At 34.1% G+C, this 15,137-nt stretch carries 12 protein-coding genes; 4 read left to right on the forward strand and 8 right to left on the reverse strand.

Translation table 11 applies throughout. The features are described 5' to 3' along the window. Positions 1 to 18: 18 nt before the first annotated feature. Both CKF54_RS06060 and CKF54_RS06065 read right to left on the reverse strand, forming a co-directional pair. Positions 19 to 828 (reverse strand): hypothetical protein, encoded by an 810-nt coding sequence (locus tag CKF54_RS06060; RefSeq protein WP_119525471.1) that lies wholly within the window; start codon positions 826 to 828, stop codon positions 19 to 21. Continuing rightward, on the reverse strand, positions 821 to 1,288 hold the full coding sequence (locus CKF54_RS06065; RefSeq protein WP_119525472.1) for a SixA phosphatase family protein: 468 nt from the start codon (positions 1,286 to 1,288) through the stop codon (positions 821 to 823). The genes CKF54_RS06060 and CKF54_RS06065 overlap by 8 nt, the downstream gene beginning before the upstream one ends. A 429-nt stretch (positions 1,289 to 1,717) precedes the next feature. On the opposite strand from CKF54_RS06065, the gene pyk reads away from it, so the two are divergent. Then, entirely contained in the window at positions 1,718 to 3,160 is a 1,443-nt protein-coding gene (gene pyk, locus CKF54_RS06070; protein WP_119525473.1) for a pyruvate kinase, read from the forward strand. A gap of 72 nt (positions 3,161 to 3,232) precedes the next feature. Here the strand turns inward: pyk and CKF54_RS06075 are convergent, their stop codons facing one another. The 5 genes from CKF54_RS06075 to murJ all read right to left on the reverse strand — a co-directional run bounded on the left by CKF54_RS06075 (position 3,233) and on the right by murJ (position 11,249). Further along, positions 3,233 to 4,489 (reverse strand): polysialyltransferase family glycosyltransferase, encoded by a 1,257-nt coding sequence (locus CKF54_RS06075; protein ID WP_119525474.1) that lies wholly within the window; start codon positions 4,487 to 4,489, stop codon positions 3,233 to 3,235. A 76-nt stretch (positions 4,490 to 4,565) separates the two neighbouring features. Further along, positions 4,566 to 6,056, reverse strand: coding sequence for a Bcr/CflA family efflux MFS transporter (locus tag CKF54_RS06080; RefSeq protein ID WP_119525475.1), 1,491 nt, complete (start codon positions 6,054 to 6,056; stop codon positions 4,566 to 4,568). A gap of 194 nt (positions 6,057 to 6,250) precedes the next feature. Then, complete coding sequence (locus CKF54_RS06085) at positions 6,251 to 7,360, reverse strand: 3-deoxy-7-phosphoheptulonate synthase (protein WP_316248817.1); 1,110 nt, start codon at positions 7,358 to 7,360, stop codon at positions 6,251 to 6,253. Between the two features lie 134 nt (positions 7,361 to 7,494). Continuing rightward, positions 7,495 to 9,540 (reverse strand): UvrD-helicase domain-containing protein, encoded by a 2,046-nt coding sequence (locus CKF54_RS06090; RefSeq protein ID WP_119525476.1) that lies wholly within the window; start codon positions 9,538 to 9,540, stop codon positions 7,495 to 7,497. A 125-nt stretch (positions 9,541 to 9,665) separates the two neighbouring features. Continuing rightward, complete coding sequence (gene murJ / locus CKF54_RS06095) at positions 9,666 to 11,249, reverse strand: murein biosynthesis integral membrane protein MurJ (RefSeq protein ID WP_222987541.1); 1,584 nt, start codon at positions 11,247 to 11,249, stop codon at positions 9,666 to 9,668. A 243-nt stretch (positions 11,250 to 11,492) separates the two neighbouring features. On the opposite strand from murJ, the gene CKF54_RS06100 reads away from it, so the two are divergent. Continuing rightward, the gene (locus tag CKF54_RS06100; protein ID WP_119525478.1) at positions 11,493 to 12,449 is read left to right on the forward strand and encodes a ribose-phosphate pyrophosphokinase; all 957 of its coding nucleotides are present in this window, start codon (positions 11,493 to 11,495) and stop codon (positions 12,447 to 12,449) included. Positions 12,450 to 12,596: 147 nt separating this feature from the next. Further along, complete coding sequence (ribB, locus tag CKF54_RS06105) at positions 12,597 to 13,247, forward strand: 3,4-dihydroxy-2-butanone-4-phosphate synthase (RefSeq protein ID WP_119525479.1); 651 nt, start codon at positions 12,597 to 12,599, stop codon at positions 13,245 to 13,247. A 125-nt stretch (positions 13,248 to 13,372) separates the two neighbouring features. Here ribB and upp read toward each other — a convergent pair whose 3' ends face one another. Continuing rightward, complete coding sequence (upp, locus tag CKF54_RS06110; protein ID WP_119525480.1) at positions 13,373 to 13,999, reverse strand: uracil phosphoribosyltransferase; 627 nt, start codon at positions 13,997 to 13,999, stop codon at positions 13,373 to 13,375. A 171-nt stretch (positions 14,000 to 14,170) separates the two neighbouring features. On the opposite strand from upp, the gene dapA reads away from it, so the two are divergent. Further along, a complete protein-coding gene (gene dapA / locus CKF54_RS06115) occupies positions 14,171 to 15,076 on the forward strand; it encodes a 4-hydroxy-tetrahydrodipicolinate synthase (protein WP_222987542.1) in 906 nt (301 codons plus the stop codon). Positions 15,077 to 15,137 lie beyond the last annotated feature (61 nt).

The raw sequence follows: 15,137 nt of genomic DNA on the forward strand, positions 1-15,137 counted from the left end.
TTAAGATCCTTTATTATTTTATTCGTAACTTTTACCAGTAACTGGACATTTAGAGCCGGGAGTTGCCTCTTCACGTGTAACAAAAGGGCAAACTTCATAATCATCAGCTTGTTCGTTTGCAACCTCTACCGATTGCTTTGCTTGCTCAGCTTTAGGCTCAACTTGGTTTGTATTTCCTGTAATTTGATGCTTCACAGGACATTGAGATGCAGAGTTCTCTTTAGTCTGACCAGCTACAACTTCTGGTGTATTTTGCTCTTCAACTCGTTGTAAAAAAGTCTTTTTATCTTCTTTGACAACAATTTCACCTTTAGCTTTTTTATCTAAGAAAGCTAAATATTTGTCTTTATATTGACTACGTAAGGTTTCAAGTAAGTGTTCTTCAATTTGTACTTCTACTTCAACACTTTGTCCATATTGAAAACCTACAAGACAAAATTGCGCTTCTAAAGTTACCGGAACATTTAAAGCAATTGCTACTTCAGTTGCAATTTCTTGAGCAAGAAACTCTACATCACGCACAATTGGATGTCCAATAAAGCTGTTTATATACTTCTCAAAAGTAAATACCTCTAATAATTTATCCTTGGCTTGATAAGAAATTGTAAGGTATGAACCTTTACCTGGGTTACCAGTTGCTGTACAAAACGGTGGTAAATTAACCTTATTTACTACTTTAGTTTTTAAAATACGGTTAGGATTACTAATGGTTTTTATCGATTTACCAGTGTGAAATGATCTATAGTCATTTACTGTATCTGGTACATATACATGTGACTCTGCTAAACTTTCTAAGTTTGCGTCACTAAAATTCACTTCTTTATTCATAACTATTTATATCAGTTACTACTCTTTTTGTTTTTAAATCAATTACTACAAAACTACCTGTATGGAATGGGAAAGCAGAACTCTTTCCTAAAAACAAATTTACTAGGTCATAAACAATAGGAATATGAGAAACCAGCACTACAGCTTGCTCATCTCCATATTCTTGAGCAAGAAGCTCAACTTTTTCCGCAACCATATCTAAGTTTTCATGTGAGATAGATAAGTATTTCTCTGGATGAAATTTAGCATTATTTATTGTTGCTACTTGCTCACCTGTTTGGTAAGCACGTGCATAGTCAGAAGCTAAAACTTCCACCACTTGTAGACTATTATCGTTAAGAAGAAGTTTAGCCGCATATTGAGCTTGTTTTATTCCATTTGCAGTTAATTCTCTATTTCTATCCCCACCAAATGCACTAAAACCTTGAGCTTCACCATGACGCATAACTATAACTTTCATCTTTACCTCACTATATAAATATATAATTTTTATTATAGCAAATTTTAAAGTTCACTATCCCTAGATTAGTATTAAAGTTGTGAGGTAATAACGATATTTTACAAGCAAAAATTTAACTTTTTTTATCAAGATTTAACTTATATTTCTTACCGAAAAAACTAAACTAAAGAGCTGAAAAAATTTAAGAAAGTTAATCCTAGTGTGGTAAAATATGCAGAAAGAAAAATTAGATTTTTGCTTAACACGTTTAAGCAAAAAATTATAATTTTTAATTTAAGAATTCTACCTTGTATTACCTTGCATTAGGTTCTATATTGAAGTCGCTTAATGCGCAAAGTTTTAGCTTGCTTTAATTTTTGCCAAGTAAAAAAGTAAAGCCTAACTAAAAATTTTAAAAGACTTCCTACTATTAAAATTTGGAGAATAATAATGTCTGAAATTAGAAGACGCCGTACTAAGATTGTATGTACTATGGGCCCATCTACAGATGCTGGTGATAATTTAGAGAAAATTATCGCTGCAGGTGCTAATGTTGTTCGTATGAACTTTAGTCACGGTTCACCTGAAGAACACATTGAACGTGCTGAACGTGTTCGTTCTATTGCGAAAAAATTAGGACGTGAAGTTGCAATTTTAGGTGACTTACAAGGACCAAAAATCCGTGTATCTACTTTTAAAGATGACAAGAAAATCTTCTTAAACGTTGGTGACAAATTTATTCTTGATTCAACACTAGGTCGTGGTGAAGGTACTCAAGAAGCTGTTGGTATTGACTATAAAGACTTACCAAAAGATGTAGAACCAGGTGATATCTTATTATTAAACGACGGTTATGTACAATTAGTTGTAGACGCTACTGACGGTATCCGTGTACAAACTACTGTAATCGTAGCTGGTCCTTTATCAAACAACAAAGGTATCAACAAAAAAGGTGGCGGTTTAACAGCTCCTGCGTTAACTGCAAAAGACCGTGAAGATATTAAATTAGCAGCTCGTATTGGTGTTGAATACTTAGCGGTTTCATTCCCACGTACAGGTGCTGACTTAGATTTAGCTCGTACATTAGCTGAAGAAGCTGGTTTATACGCGAAAATCGTAGCTAAAGTTGAACGTGCTGAAGCTGTAGCTTCTGTTGAAGCTATGGACGATGTTATCCGTGCTTCTGATGTAATCATGGTTGCACGTGGTGACTTAGCTGTAGAAATTGGTGATGCAGAATTACCAGCAGTACAAAAATTATTAATTGAACGTTGCCGTGCGCACGGTAAAGTTATCATTACTGCAACACAAATGATGGAATCAATGATTAACAATCCATTCCCTACTCGTGCTGAAGTAATGGACGTAGCAAACGCAATTATCGATGGTACTGACGCAGTGATGACTTCAGCTGAAACAGCTGCAGGTTCTTACCCAGCTGAAACAGTTAAAACAATGGTAGAAGTTGCTTTAGGTGCAGAAAAATTACCTTCAGTTTCAACTACTCACGTTATTGAAAGTGAATTCACTTCAATCGAAGAATCTATCGCTATCTCAGCTGCTCACTTAGGTAACCACTTACCAGGTGTTAAAGGTATTATCACTATGACTTCTTCAGGTCGTACAGCTCTATTAACATCTCGCGTAAACTCTTCATTACCTATTTACGCTCTATCTAAAAACCAAACAGTATTACGCACATGTGCTTTATACCGTGGTGTTTACCCTTACTTCTTTGATGGTAAAACACGTTCTAACGAAGGTATCCGCGCAGCAATCAACATGTTAAAAGAAAAAGGTCTATTCACTAAAGGTGATAAAGTAATCGTTACTTCTGGTGACGCAGAGACTTTAGGTTCTACTAACTGTGCACACGTATTAATCGTTGACTAATACTTCACAAATAAGAGAAATTATTTTTCTTCTTAAAAAAAATCTCCGAACTTGAGTAGTTCGGAGATTTTTTTATTCTAAAATATATTTACTTGTTTTTTGTACTAAAGTTTTCATATCAAAAGCAAATTTTTCAATTTGCTTCTCAAGCACTTTATCATTAGCGGCAATTTCTTGATAGCATTTAGCATACTGACCAAAAGCACCTGTATATAATAAAGCTGAAGATTGAATACTATGGAAGAGCATTGTCTTTTCTGGAGCAATTAAAGCCTCTTCTTCTAAAGAGATATTATCATCTAGCTCATCTAAAACTATCTCTAGTTTAACTAGTTTATCTCTCAAAGATTGACGTACTTCTTCAGTACTTAATGGGTGGAATTTATATTGTGCATACTTAATGCCTGCATCAATTAAATTTTGTATTAAGGTAATACTATAGTCTTCAAATTTACTATTATCAATCACATTACCTTGCCCCTCGAATACAACTACATTAATATATTGGTTTAAACCATCTTGATGCTTTTGCAGTTGTTTATGTTTAGCTAAGGCTTGCTGTTTAATAGTATATAAACGTGATTGCTGTAAACTATCTTGAGTCTTTAATAAATTTACATCAAGTAAAACACGTTTATCTCCTATCATGTGATAGAAGAAGCTATAGTTAGTTAAAGTATAAAAATTAGATTCTGCTTGCTTGAGGTGAAGATGTACGTTTTCAAACTCCCCAATATTGTAGAAGCGATATTCACCAAAAAATAGCACTCCACTTTTGTCTGATGACAATTCTGGTGCTTGTTCAAGCATTTGCTCAAAATAATAATTTTTCTCTGTATTTAAAGCGTCGTAATTAATGTAGTTTAGAGTTCCCTCTTCTAGGTAGTTTATTTTTAAACAATTAGGCTGTTTAACTAGTAAATTACACATTAAATCAGCTAGGTGAGGAACATAAGCAATAAAAGGAGTTCCTTGGATTGCTTTCTCTTCTTGATTATCAATTGATAAGGCTGGCAACACCTTTTGCGCTTTATCACGATTAAATGCACTTTCTAGCGTTTGGAAAACTAAACGAGACATAAGTACATTACTTAATAAATTACGATCAATGACATCACTAGCACCATCATTATAGAATTTAAATAATTCATCAGCGAGAATAATATTCTTCTGTGGTACTACTTTTAAAGCATTCGCGTAAGAGTTTTTACGACAGAAAATGAAAGCATTTTCTGGCTTTATTTTTAATTGTTCAATCACAAGTTTTGCCACCAAAGTGGTAATACCACTATGCACTACAAAAACATGTTTAGCATTATTTAAGTCCATTGTTTCTCTTCAGTCTTTTTGAAAACATTATAACAAAAAAGAGTATCCATTTTAAGGATACTCTTTTTTATTCAGTTTATACTGCTTGCTTTCTTACAAAACGCTTATTACAGATATTATAGAAAACAAAGCTTAAGAAAATAAGGATAGAGAAAATCCCCATTAACATCAGCATAGTATACCCTTTATAAGGGTCAATATTTTGCGCTGCCGCTGTTACAACTCCAGGTAAAATCCAACGTGAAACATTTACTAAACTTGAAGCTGTTCCTGATTGGCGATAATGGATTTCTAAGTAAAGAGCAATCGCATTTAAGAAAATTAATGGACTAGCTGACATAGCTAGAATTACTCCAAAGAGAATTCCATAAAAACCAGTATCTAATAATGAAGCAACTACACAGAATAGACCGGCAAATAGTTGCCAGAACATACCAATTAGTAATAGTTTAGTTGGTGATAAATGTTTAACCATTTTTGTGTTAAAAATGTTAAACATTACTTGAGTAATTACACTTAAGACGAAAATATATGGGAATAATTCTTCGCTAATATTGTAGAACTTTTGAAAAACCCCTGAAGCCATAGAAACGTAAGCAAAAATTACGCAAGTTGAACAAGACATTAGCATAATTAACCAGAAAGATCTACCATCAACTAATACTTGTCCGAAGATTTTGAAAGTTTGCTTAAAGTTTACACGACGTTTAAAAGCAGGGTTTAAAGTCTCTGGGATATATTTAATAAAAAGTACAAAACATACTAGAGACATAGCCCCGATACTATAGAAGATATAGTGCCAAGAACTTGCTACTGCAATGTATGAGCCAATTAATGGAGCAAGGAAAGGAGCAGCAAAGAAAATTAAAGTAACTATCCCATTGATACGCACAAAATCTACTGTTTCGTAGATATCACGTAAGATCGAAGTACTTGTCACTAGTAAGGCTGCACAGAAGAACCCTTGGATAAAACGTAAAATATATAACGAAGTTAAGCTATTTACATGAGCGATAAATACCGAGGTTAATAGAATACATATAAAAGATAAACTTGTTATATTCTTACGTCCAATAGAATCCGCTAATGGCCCCCAAAGAATTTGTCCTAATGCAATCCCAACAAAGTAAATTGAAAGAGAGAACTCAATACGATTTACCTCAACTCCATACTCACTTGCCATTGTCGGAAAGGCACTTAAGTACATATCAATACATAAAGGGAGTAGCATTGAAGTAAGAGCAAAGGTAATAATTACTATCCACTGTTTAGGGAGAAGAGTTTGTAAATGTTTTTTATGCTCATGATCGAGCTCTTCTAGGTTACTCTTTGGCGAAAGAAATTTACTTGCCTCTTCTAACTCTGGATCAATTACATGTACTTGCTCTTCATTACCTTGAGAAGCTGTAAGTTTTGCAAGACTATCATGCATCTTAGCAAGCTCTGCTTCCATCAAGCTACGACGATTTTGATTAATTTTCTCTGCTGTAGTGGAGGCTAAAATATTTGCTACTTTTTGGCGTATAGCTTGTTCGTCTAAATACGTAGAATTATTTTCGCTTGTCATAACGATATCTGTTTTTAATCAAAGAAATAGTAAGAAATTTGGGAGTTAAGCTCTTTAGCTAAGAGCAAGAGGTTGATAATTCTTAGTAAAAGAAATTTACTCCAAAATTTAAATTCTTACTACCCTTTATACATTCCTTAAAAATAAAAATTTGGCGTAAAAAAATCAAAGACCAAGGTCTTTGATTTTTTAGATTAGTTACCTTTTGGGTGATTTTCTCTTCTGCTTTGTACAGCATCAGCAAGCATAGCTAATAAATTCTCTGTAGCTTCCCAACCGATACAACCATCTGTAATAGATTGTCCATAAGTTAAGCTATTAATATTATCAGCTGTTAAATCTTGTCTGCCTTCAACTAGATGAGATTCAATCATAACGCCATTAATGCTATATGAACCATTTCTAATTTGTTCAGAAATGTTTTCACAAACAATACTTTGACGACGGAAATCTTTTTCCGAGTTAGCATGTGAACAATCAACCATTACTGAAGTTGTAAAAGGAGTCTTCTCTAATTGCTCCACAACTTTAGCAACAGATTGAGCATCATAGTTAGGACCGTTTGAACCGCCACGTAAAATAACATGTACGTCTTTATTACCTGTAGTTTCAATAATTGCTACTTGACCAAACTTAGTAATACCTAAGAAAGTATGTGGGTAAGAAGCTGAAACCATAGCGTCCACTGCTATTTGCACTGAACCATTAGTTGCATTTTTAAAACCAATAGGGCAAGAAAGACCTGAAGCTAACTCACGGTGTAATTGAGATTCTGTTGTACGAGCACCAATTGCTCCCCATGACATTAAATCACTAATGTATTGTGGAGACATGGTATCTAAGAACTCACCAGCAGTTGGTACGCCTAATTCGTTGATATCCACCAGAATTTTACGACCTAAGGCAATACCATCATTGATTTGATATGTATTATCTAAATACGGGTCATTAATTAAACCTTTCCAACCTACTGTTGTACGAGGTTTTTCAAAATAAACACGCATTACAATACATAATTGATCACGATACTTTTCAATTTCACCTTTTAATCTTTGCGCATATTCTTTAGCGGCATTTACATCGTGAATTGAACAAGGACCGATTACTACTAATAAACGATCATCTTTGCCATGTAAAATATTAGATACTTCTTCACGAGTTTTTGCAACGCGGTCTACGCCTGCTTTAGACAAAGGGTAACGTTCGATAATTGATACAGGTGATAACATATCACGAATTTTATGTACGCGAACATTGTCGTTAGTAAAATTAATATCACCTTTTTTGTAATTAGCTGCTGACATAAAGTTATACTTCCCTCTAATATGAGGTACTCAAAATTAAAAAATCAAAGCTTTAGATAAAAGCACCAAATATAGAACTAATTTATTTACGCTATTGAAGTGATATTTTAACAAAAATTTGCTCTAACTGCACGTTAAAAATCTTCATCTTCATCTTTTAAGCGATTCATTAATTCTTCAAATTGCAAATCAGTTTTGCTGAACTTACTTTCTTCTATTTCTTGAGCGCTTAGTTCATGGAACTCAAGAACTTCACTTGGCAACTCTCCAATAAAACGAGAAACTTCTGTTTCTGTTACTTCGCCATTGCGTTTTTGTGAAATAGAGTAGTTTAAGGTTAACTCTTTTTGGGCACGCGTAATACCTACATACATTAAACGACGCTCTTCTTCGATATTCCCCTCTTCAATACTCGTACGGTGAGGAATAGTTTCCTCCTCACAACCAACAATATGAACATAAGGAAACTCTAGCCCTTTAGAAGCGTGAATTGTCATTAACTGCACAAAATCTTCGGAATGCTCTTTAGCTTTGTTTGCTGACATTTCACGCAGAAATAGTCTTTGCACTACCTCAGCTAAAGTCATAGGATTACCATAGGCATCTGACATCCAACGCCTAACCATATCAAGCAGACTTTGAACATTTTTTAATTGCGCTTCAACTGCTTGCTTATTATCAGTTTGCTCATATAAAAACTGCTCATAATCCAGCTCATCGAAAAAGGTCTTAAAGGCAAAAAAGTCGTTATTACTATTAATTGCTTCAGCTGTATGCGTAATAAGATAAATAAAATCTTGAAGTTGCTGTAAGGCTCTACCATGGATCATGGTGAGTAAATCCTCATGTAAACAAGCATCAAAGAAGCTACAGTTATATCTTTTTGCTACCTCACCAATAGCAACCACTGTTTTTGAACCTATTTCACGACGAGGTACGTTAATAATACGCATTAACGCCTTATCATCATCAAAATTACTTAACACACGTAAGTAGGCAATACAATCCTTAATCTCACTTTTTTCAAAAAAGGAAGCGTCTCCATTGATTACTACAGGAATGTCATTATCAGCAAATTCTTTTTCTAGTAAACGAGACTGGTGGTTACCACGATACAGCACGGCATAGTCACCAAAATTAGTATTGTTGTTAAACTTATGCTCTAGGATATTACTTACTACTGAATAAGCTTCAGCTTCAGCATTTTCATGCGCTTTTACTTTAATAAGTTCACCTTTGCCATGTACAGATTTTAGATTTTTTGAATAAATATGTGGGTTATTGGCAATAAGTTTATTAGCAGCTTCAAGGATGTTTTCAGTTGAACGATAGTTTTGCTCAAGGAAAATAACCTGTAGGCTAGGGTAATCTTCTTTTAAGCGATTAAGGTTTTCTGGCTGAGCTCCACGCCAAGAGTAGATAGACTGGTCATCATCTCCTACCACGGTAAAATCAGCTTCAGGACCAACTAAATAGCGGATAAATTCATATTGGCTTGTATTAGTATCTTGATACTCGTCAACTAGCAGGTATTTTACGCGTTTATTGTATTTTGCTCTAACCTTAGCGTTAAATTTAAGTAAGGTTGTTGGTAATAAAATCAAATCATCAAAATCTAAAGTGGAAATACTTTGCATGTAAGTAAAGTAATAATGATATAGACGACAATAGATTTGATAATTTTTTATGAACTCCGGATTATTAGTAAAATCTAGAGGATTTGCTGGCATGTCACCAGGGAAAAGTAACTTGTTTTTTGCTAATGAAATAAAATTTTGCGCAAAAGTTATTTGATCTTCTAAAACGCCAATAAAGTCAGTATGTAAAATTAAATCACGTAATAGTACTCGTTGGTCATGAGTATCAGAGAGAATTACTTTTTCCTTAAGATTTAAGAGGCGATACTCTTTTTTTATAAAGTTAAGTCCCAGAGTATGGAATGTACTAATATTTACTTTAGCATTAGCTTTTAAATCGGCACGTAAACGTTCGCGCATTTCAGCAGCCGCTTTATTGGTAAAGGTTACGGCATAAATATTTTTATCAGGGATACCATGATTTAACAGATTTTTTATCTTGTTAATAATAACCCTAGTTTTTCCAGAACCGGCTCCCGCAATCACTAAACAAGGACCTTTGATTGTTTCTACCGCCTGTCTCTGTTGTTCATTTAATTGCATGATTGTATCGATGTCAAAAGATAATTATGAGGGTAAAAAAGCTTTTGCTTAAGAGCAAAAGCTTTTTTAGATCACAAATATTATATTACAAGTATATCTATTTAGCGTAGGTTATTTAAGTCGCTTTAATTTCTAATCACTTCAACATATTTTAAGTGTCTGAATCTAAAACCTAAAATAAATAAGACTACAAGATAAGCAGCAATAGCACTTACGCCATAAAAGGCTAAAGTGATAAGCTTATAGATTAAACTATTAGAAGTCCATAGCGAATAGTCACTTGGTAAGTAAAAAAGTACTAAAGAGAGAATAATACTTGCGAAAATTGCTCTCAGTAAAGTTAGCCAAGCTAATCTGTCTAAAGCATAAAATCCTCTACTTGCAAGTAAATAGTAAATTATTAACATATTTACCCCTGCAGCTATAGAAGTGGATAAAGCTAAAAACCAAAAATCTATTTTTAAGGCAATTAGATTTAAAATTATATTTAGACAAATCGTAAGTAGACTTACATACATTGGAGTTTTAGTATTACCATAAGCATAAAAAACATTAGTTAGGCTTTTGGTTAGCATTGACGGTAGCACCGCAAAGCTAAAGCAGATTAAAGCTACAGTTGTCATTTCTAAGTCATGGTAATTAAAACGTCCATGTAGGAATAGCAAATCAATTATGTACTTACTTAGAAAGATTAGTCCCATCATTGCCGGTAAGGCAACTAAAAAGATTATTCTAACGCCCCAATTCATAGCTGCGTCAAAAGCTTGCTTATTTTCTAAATTATTTTCTTTAGTAAGCAAAGAAGCTTTACGCGAAAGAGTAGGTAATAAGATAGTAGAAATTGCAACTCCAAAAATCCCAAGAGGCAATTCTATTAAACGTTCAGCATAGTAAAGCCAACTCATAGATCCGGCAACAAAAAAGGAAGCAACTACCGTGCTCACCAGCATATTTATTTGCGAACCAGAAGCACCAATTAATGTTGGTACCATACGGCGAAAGAGAGTTCTTACCCCTTCACTTATTCTAAGGTTAGGTAAAACTAAAAAGCCTAAACGATGTAAAAATGGAATTTGAATTAACAGCTGAACTAAACCACCAATAAAAGTACCTAGAGCTAGAGCTAAATTAACATCTCCCCCTAAGTGTTGCGGTAGTACTAAAGCGCAAACTATTAAACTTATATTTAAAATTACAGGCGTAAAAGAAAATAATGCTACCTTACCAACTACATTTAAAATTGCACCAGAGAGCGCAACTAGTGAGATAAAGAAGAGGTAAGGAAAAGTTATCTTTAATAAAAAAGATGCTTGCACGAACTTATCGCTAGTATTAGTCAAGTAATCTTGGTACCAACCATTAGCCAAAGCAATTGTTAGCCAACCACTTCCCAGCACCCCTATAATGGTAATCGTTAAAGTAATCAATGATAACCAACCAAAAGAGCTAGCTATGAGCTCACGCATTTGTTTTTTATCATCTTCTTGGTAGTATTGTGAAAGAATTGGTACAAATGCTTGAGAAAAAGATCCCTCCGCAAACAAGCGACGAAATAGGTTAGGAATTCTTTGTGCAAAGACAAAAATATCAGAAGCTGAACCTAACAAATTAGCCGTAACCATGTCACGGATAAAGCCTAGAATACGAGAAAATAGTGTAAAACTAGAAAAGATAAGTCCTGATTTAAGTAGATTATTTGCTTTTTTCATGGACAAATGATACGAGAAACTTTTAGACATCTAATTATAAAGCAAGATTAACTTTTTGTTGCTGTTTATTTTTAAACCCGACTTTTGCGCTAGGTTTTATTGTTCGATTTTTCCTTATGATAGCTTATTAATGCTAAAATTCCTTACTTACTTGTGTGCAATATTTTTTACCTTGTAACTTAAATTAAGTTATAATAGTAAGACATACAATCAAACCAATTTCCCATTTTGAGGTCTTTTACAATGGCTAATATTAAGCTTTTTGCTGGTAACGCTACGCGCGAACTAGCAGAAAAAGTTTCAAAACGCCTTTATTCTAAAATCGCAGAGGCTACTTTAGATAAGTTTAGTGATGGTGAAATCCATGTGCAAATCCACGAAAATGTACGTGGTGATGAAGTATTTTTTATTCAATCTACTTGCTCACCGTCAAATGATAATTTAATGGAAGTTTTATGTATGGTTGATGCTTTACGTCGTGCTTCTGCAGGTCGTATTACAGCAGTTATTCCATACTTTGGTTATGCTCGTCAAGATCGTCGTGTACGTTCTCAACGTGTTCCTATTACTGCTCGTTTAGTATCTGACTTATTACAAGTTGCTGGTGTAGATCGTGTCTTAACAGTAGATTTACACGCAGAGCAAATCCAAGGCTTCTTCGATATTCCAGTAGACAATATTTACGCTACTGACCTATTAGTAGATCACTTAAAAAATACCCCTGATTTAACTAATCCTATTATTGTATCTCCAGATATTGGTGGGGTTGTACGTGCTCGTGCAATGGCTCGTTTATACAATGACTCAGAGATTGCTATCATTGATAAACGTCGTCCAGCACCAAACGTGTCACAAGTTATGAATGTGATTGGTGATGTTAAAGACCGTGACTGTATCTTAATCGATGACATTATTGATACAGGTGGTACTTTAGTAAATGCTGCTCAAGCTCTTAAAGATCGTGGAGCTAGAAGAGTATTTGCTTACGCTTCTCACGGAATTTTCTCAGGTAGTGCAGTTGAAAAATTATCTTCTGACTTATTAGAGAAAATTGTCGTTACAGATTCTATTCCTCTAAAACCAGAGTTAAAAGCTTTAGGTAAAATTGAGGTTCTAAGTTTAGCAAGTACTTTAGCAGAAGCTATTCGTCGCATTAACAACGAAGAATCTGTTTCTGAGATGTTCTCTTCACTAAGATAATAAGCGTAAAATATCTCAAATAAAAAATTAAAGGCTGGTAGTTGCAAACTACTAGCCTTTAATTATGGTATAATGTTAGACGACAAAGATTATTATAGCTTCAAACATTTAAACAAAAAGACTTAAAAGTCTAAGAGTTATTGTCATATGACACAAAATTTCAAACTTGAAGGAACAGCTTTAAGTCGCATTCAAGATGCTGTTAAAGCCTTAAAAGAAAACCGTGGCGTGCTTATTCTCGATGATGAAAATCGAGAAAACGAAGGGGATTTAATTTTTCCAGCTCAAACAATTAACGTAGAGCAAATGGCTCAATTAATCCGTTATGGTAGTGGTATTGTTTGCCTGTGCATAGGTAAAGAATTAGCAGATCGTTTAGATTTACCTTATATGGTAGAAAATAATAGCTCTGTTAATAAAACAGCCTTTACTGTAACTATTGAAGCTGCACGTGGAGTTTCTACAGGGGTTTCAGCTTCTGATCGTGTAACTACTATTAGAGCTGCCGTTAACCCTGAAGCTAAACCTGAAGATTTACACCGTCCTGGTCACGTATTTCCATTAATAGCTAACCCTCAAGGTGTTCTTGGACGTCGTGGTCATACTGAAGCTTCTATCGATATATGTAAAATTGCTGGTATGGGCAATGAAGGCGTTATCTGTGAAATCACTAATGATGATGGCTCTATGGCTCGTGCTCCAGAAATAGTTGCTTTTGGGAAAAAGTTCAACTATCCGGTAATTACTATTGAAGATTTGGATTGGTATTTAAGAGAATACGGCTATAAACTAGTATAGTAATATTTTAGAAATAAGTTAAGAGACCTCTAGGTAATCCTAGAGGTCTCTTAATGTATTTTCAAAAAAAAAAAGAGTTGTTACTTATCTTGTCTCTCAAGATAAGTAACAACTAAAAATCTTTATTATTTTGTACCAAAGATTTTATCACCAGCATCACCTAAACCTGGGATAATGTAACCATGTTCATTTAAATGGTCATCTACTGAAGCACAATAAAGTTCTACATCAGGGTGAGCTTCTTCTAAGGCTTTAATACCTTCAGGAGCAGCAACTAACACCACACATTTAATTGAAGTACAACCTTTTGATTTTAATAAATTAATCGTTTCAATTAACGACCCACCTGTAGCTAACATAGGGTCAACAATAATAGCTAGACGTTCTTGGATATCACCAGCTAGTTTAGAGAAGTAAGGTACTGGTTTTAAAGTTTCTTCGTCACGATAAATACCAACTACTGAGATACGTGCTGAAGGAATATGCTCTAATACTCCATCCATCATACCAAGACCTGCACGTAAAATAGGTACTACAGTTACTTTTTTACCTTTAATACGTTCTACTTTTACAGGACCATTCCAACCATCAATTTCAACAACTTCTAATTCAAGATCTTTAGTTGCTTCGTAAGTTAATAAAGAACCAACTTCACGAGTTAAAGTACGGAATTCCATAGTACTAATATCTCTCGAGCGCATTAAACCTAGTTTATGTTGCACTAGAGGGTGTTTAACTTCTACAACTTGCATAACGCTTTCTATTCCTGTTTTTAGTATAACTTAAATAATTATATCAAAAAAATTTAATTTTTAGTAAAAAAGTCTTAAATAGATCTAGTATAATAATTTGAAGCCACTATCTTAAATTTTTAATTTAAGACATGTATATAGGATACAAATTTTTTTACACTGCATAAGGATATTTTTATGTCTAGTCCTATTTTACGCGGCTCTATTGTTGCTATTATCACACCTTTAGATCAAAATGGTGAAGTAGATTACCAAAGCCTACAAAACCTAGTTGAATATCATATTCAATCAGGTACTAGTGCTATTGTTGCATGTGGTACAACAGGAGAAGCCGTAACTCTAACTGAAGAAGAAAGCCTCGAAGTTATTCGTAAAGTCATTGAATTTGCGAATAAGCGTGTACCTGTAATCGCTGGTACTGGTTCTAACTGTACTGCAAAAGCTATAGCTTATACTAAAAAAGTAGAAGAACTAGGTGCTGACGCTTGCTTAACTGTTGTTCCTTACTACAATAAGCCAAACCAAGAAGGCTTATATCAACACTTTAAAGCCATTGCTCAAGCTAGCAAATTACCACAAATTCTTTATAATGTACCAGGTAGAACAGTTGCCTCTCTGGACGTAGACACTATTGTTCGTTTAGCTTCTGAGTTCTCTAACATTGTTGGTATTAAAGACGCTCATCCAGATTTACATCGCGTTGGCGAAATTGTTAGTCGTACCAAAGAATTTGCTTTTGTGCACTTATCAGGTGATGATGGTACCGCAATTGATGCTATTGCGTTAGGTTCTCAAGGTGTTGTTTCAGTAAGTGCTAACATTATTGCTAAAGAATGGGCACAAATTATTGATGTTGCTTTAAATGGTGACTATGCTAAAGCACTTGAGTTAAACAGACAATACGCTAAATTACATCAATCTTTATTTATTGAGCCAAATCCAACCCCTACTAAATGGATTGCTTATAAATTAGGTCTAATTGCTACACCTAAACAAAGATTACCTTTAGTAGAATTAAGTAAAGCAGGTGAAGATAAATTAACTGCTATCTTAACTGAAGCTAAAGTATTTAAATAAGTTTAACCTCTTATAGCTATAAGATTAGCTATCACTTCATGACAACCTAAATTTTTAATAT

Origin of the sequence: Psittacicella hinzii (genome assembly GCF_003585885.1) — a bacterium.
Lineage (GTDB): Bacteria > Pseudomonadota > Gammaproteobacteria > Enterobacterales > Psittacicellaceae > Psittacicella.

Excerpts from the sequence above, each read along its gene's own strand:
- CKF54_RS06065 (WP_119525472.1), bottom strand. The coding sequence starts at position 1,288 with ATGAAAGTTATAGTTATGCGTCATGGTGAAGCTCAAGGTTTTAGTGCA.
- murJ (WP_222987541.1), bottom strand. The coding sequence starts at position 11,249 with ATGAAAAAAGCAAATAATCTACTTAAATCAGGACTTATCTTTTCTAGT.
- pyk (WP_119525473.1), top strand. The coding sequence starts at position 1,718 with ATGTCTGAAATTAGAAGACGCCGTACTAAGATTGTATGTACTATGGGC.
- CKF54_RS06080 (WP_119525475.1), bottom strand. The coding sequence starts at position 6,056 with ATGACAAGCGAAAATAATTCTACGTATTTAGACGAACAAGCTATACGC.
- upp (WP_119525480.1), bottom strand. The coding sequence starts at position 13,999 with ATGCAAGTTGTAGAAGTTAAACACCCTCTAGTGCAACATAAACTAGGT.
- CKF54_RS06085 (WP_316248817.1), bottom strand. The coding sequence starts at position 7,360 with ATGTCAGCAGCTAATTACAAAAAAGGTGATATTAATTTTACTAACGAC.
- CKF54_RS06090 (WP_119525476.1), bottom strand. The coding sequence starts at position 9,540 with ATGCAATTAAATGAACAACAGAGACAGGCGGTAGAAACAATCAAAGGT.
- CKF54_RS06100 (WP_119525478.1), top strand. The coding sequence starts at position 11,493 with ATGGCTAATATTAAGCTTTTTGCTGGTAACGCTACGCGCGAACTAGCA.
- ribB (WP_119525479.1), top strand. The coding sequence starts at position 12,597 with ATGACACAAAATTTCAAACTTGAAGGAACAGCTTTAAGTCGCATTCAA.
- CKF54_RS06075 (WP_119525474.1), bottom strand. The coding sequence starts at position 4,489 with ATGGACTTAAATAATGCTAAACATGTTTTTGTAGTGCATAGTGGTATT.
- CKF54_RS06060 (WP_119525471.1), bottom strand. The coding sequence starts at position 828 with ATGAATAAAGAAGTGAATTTTAGTGACGCAAACTTAGAAAGTTTAGCA.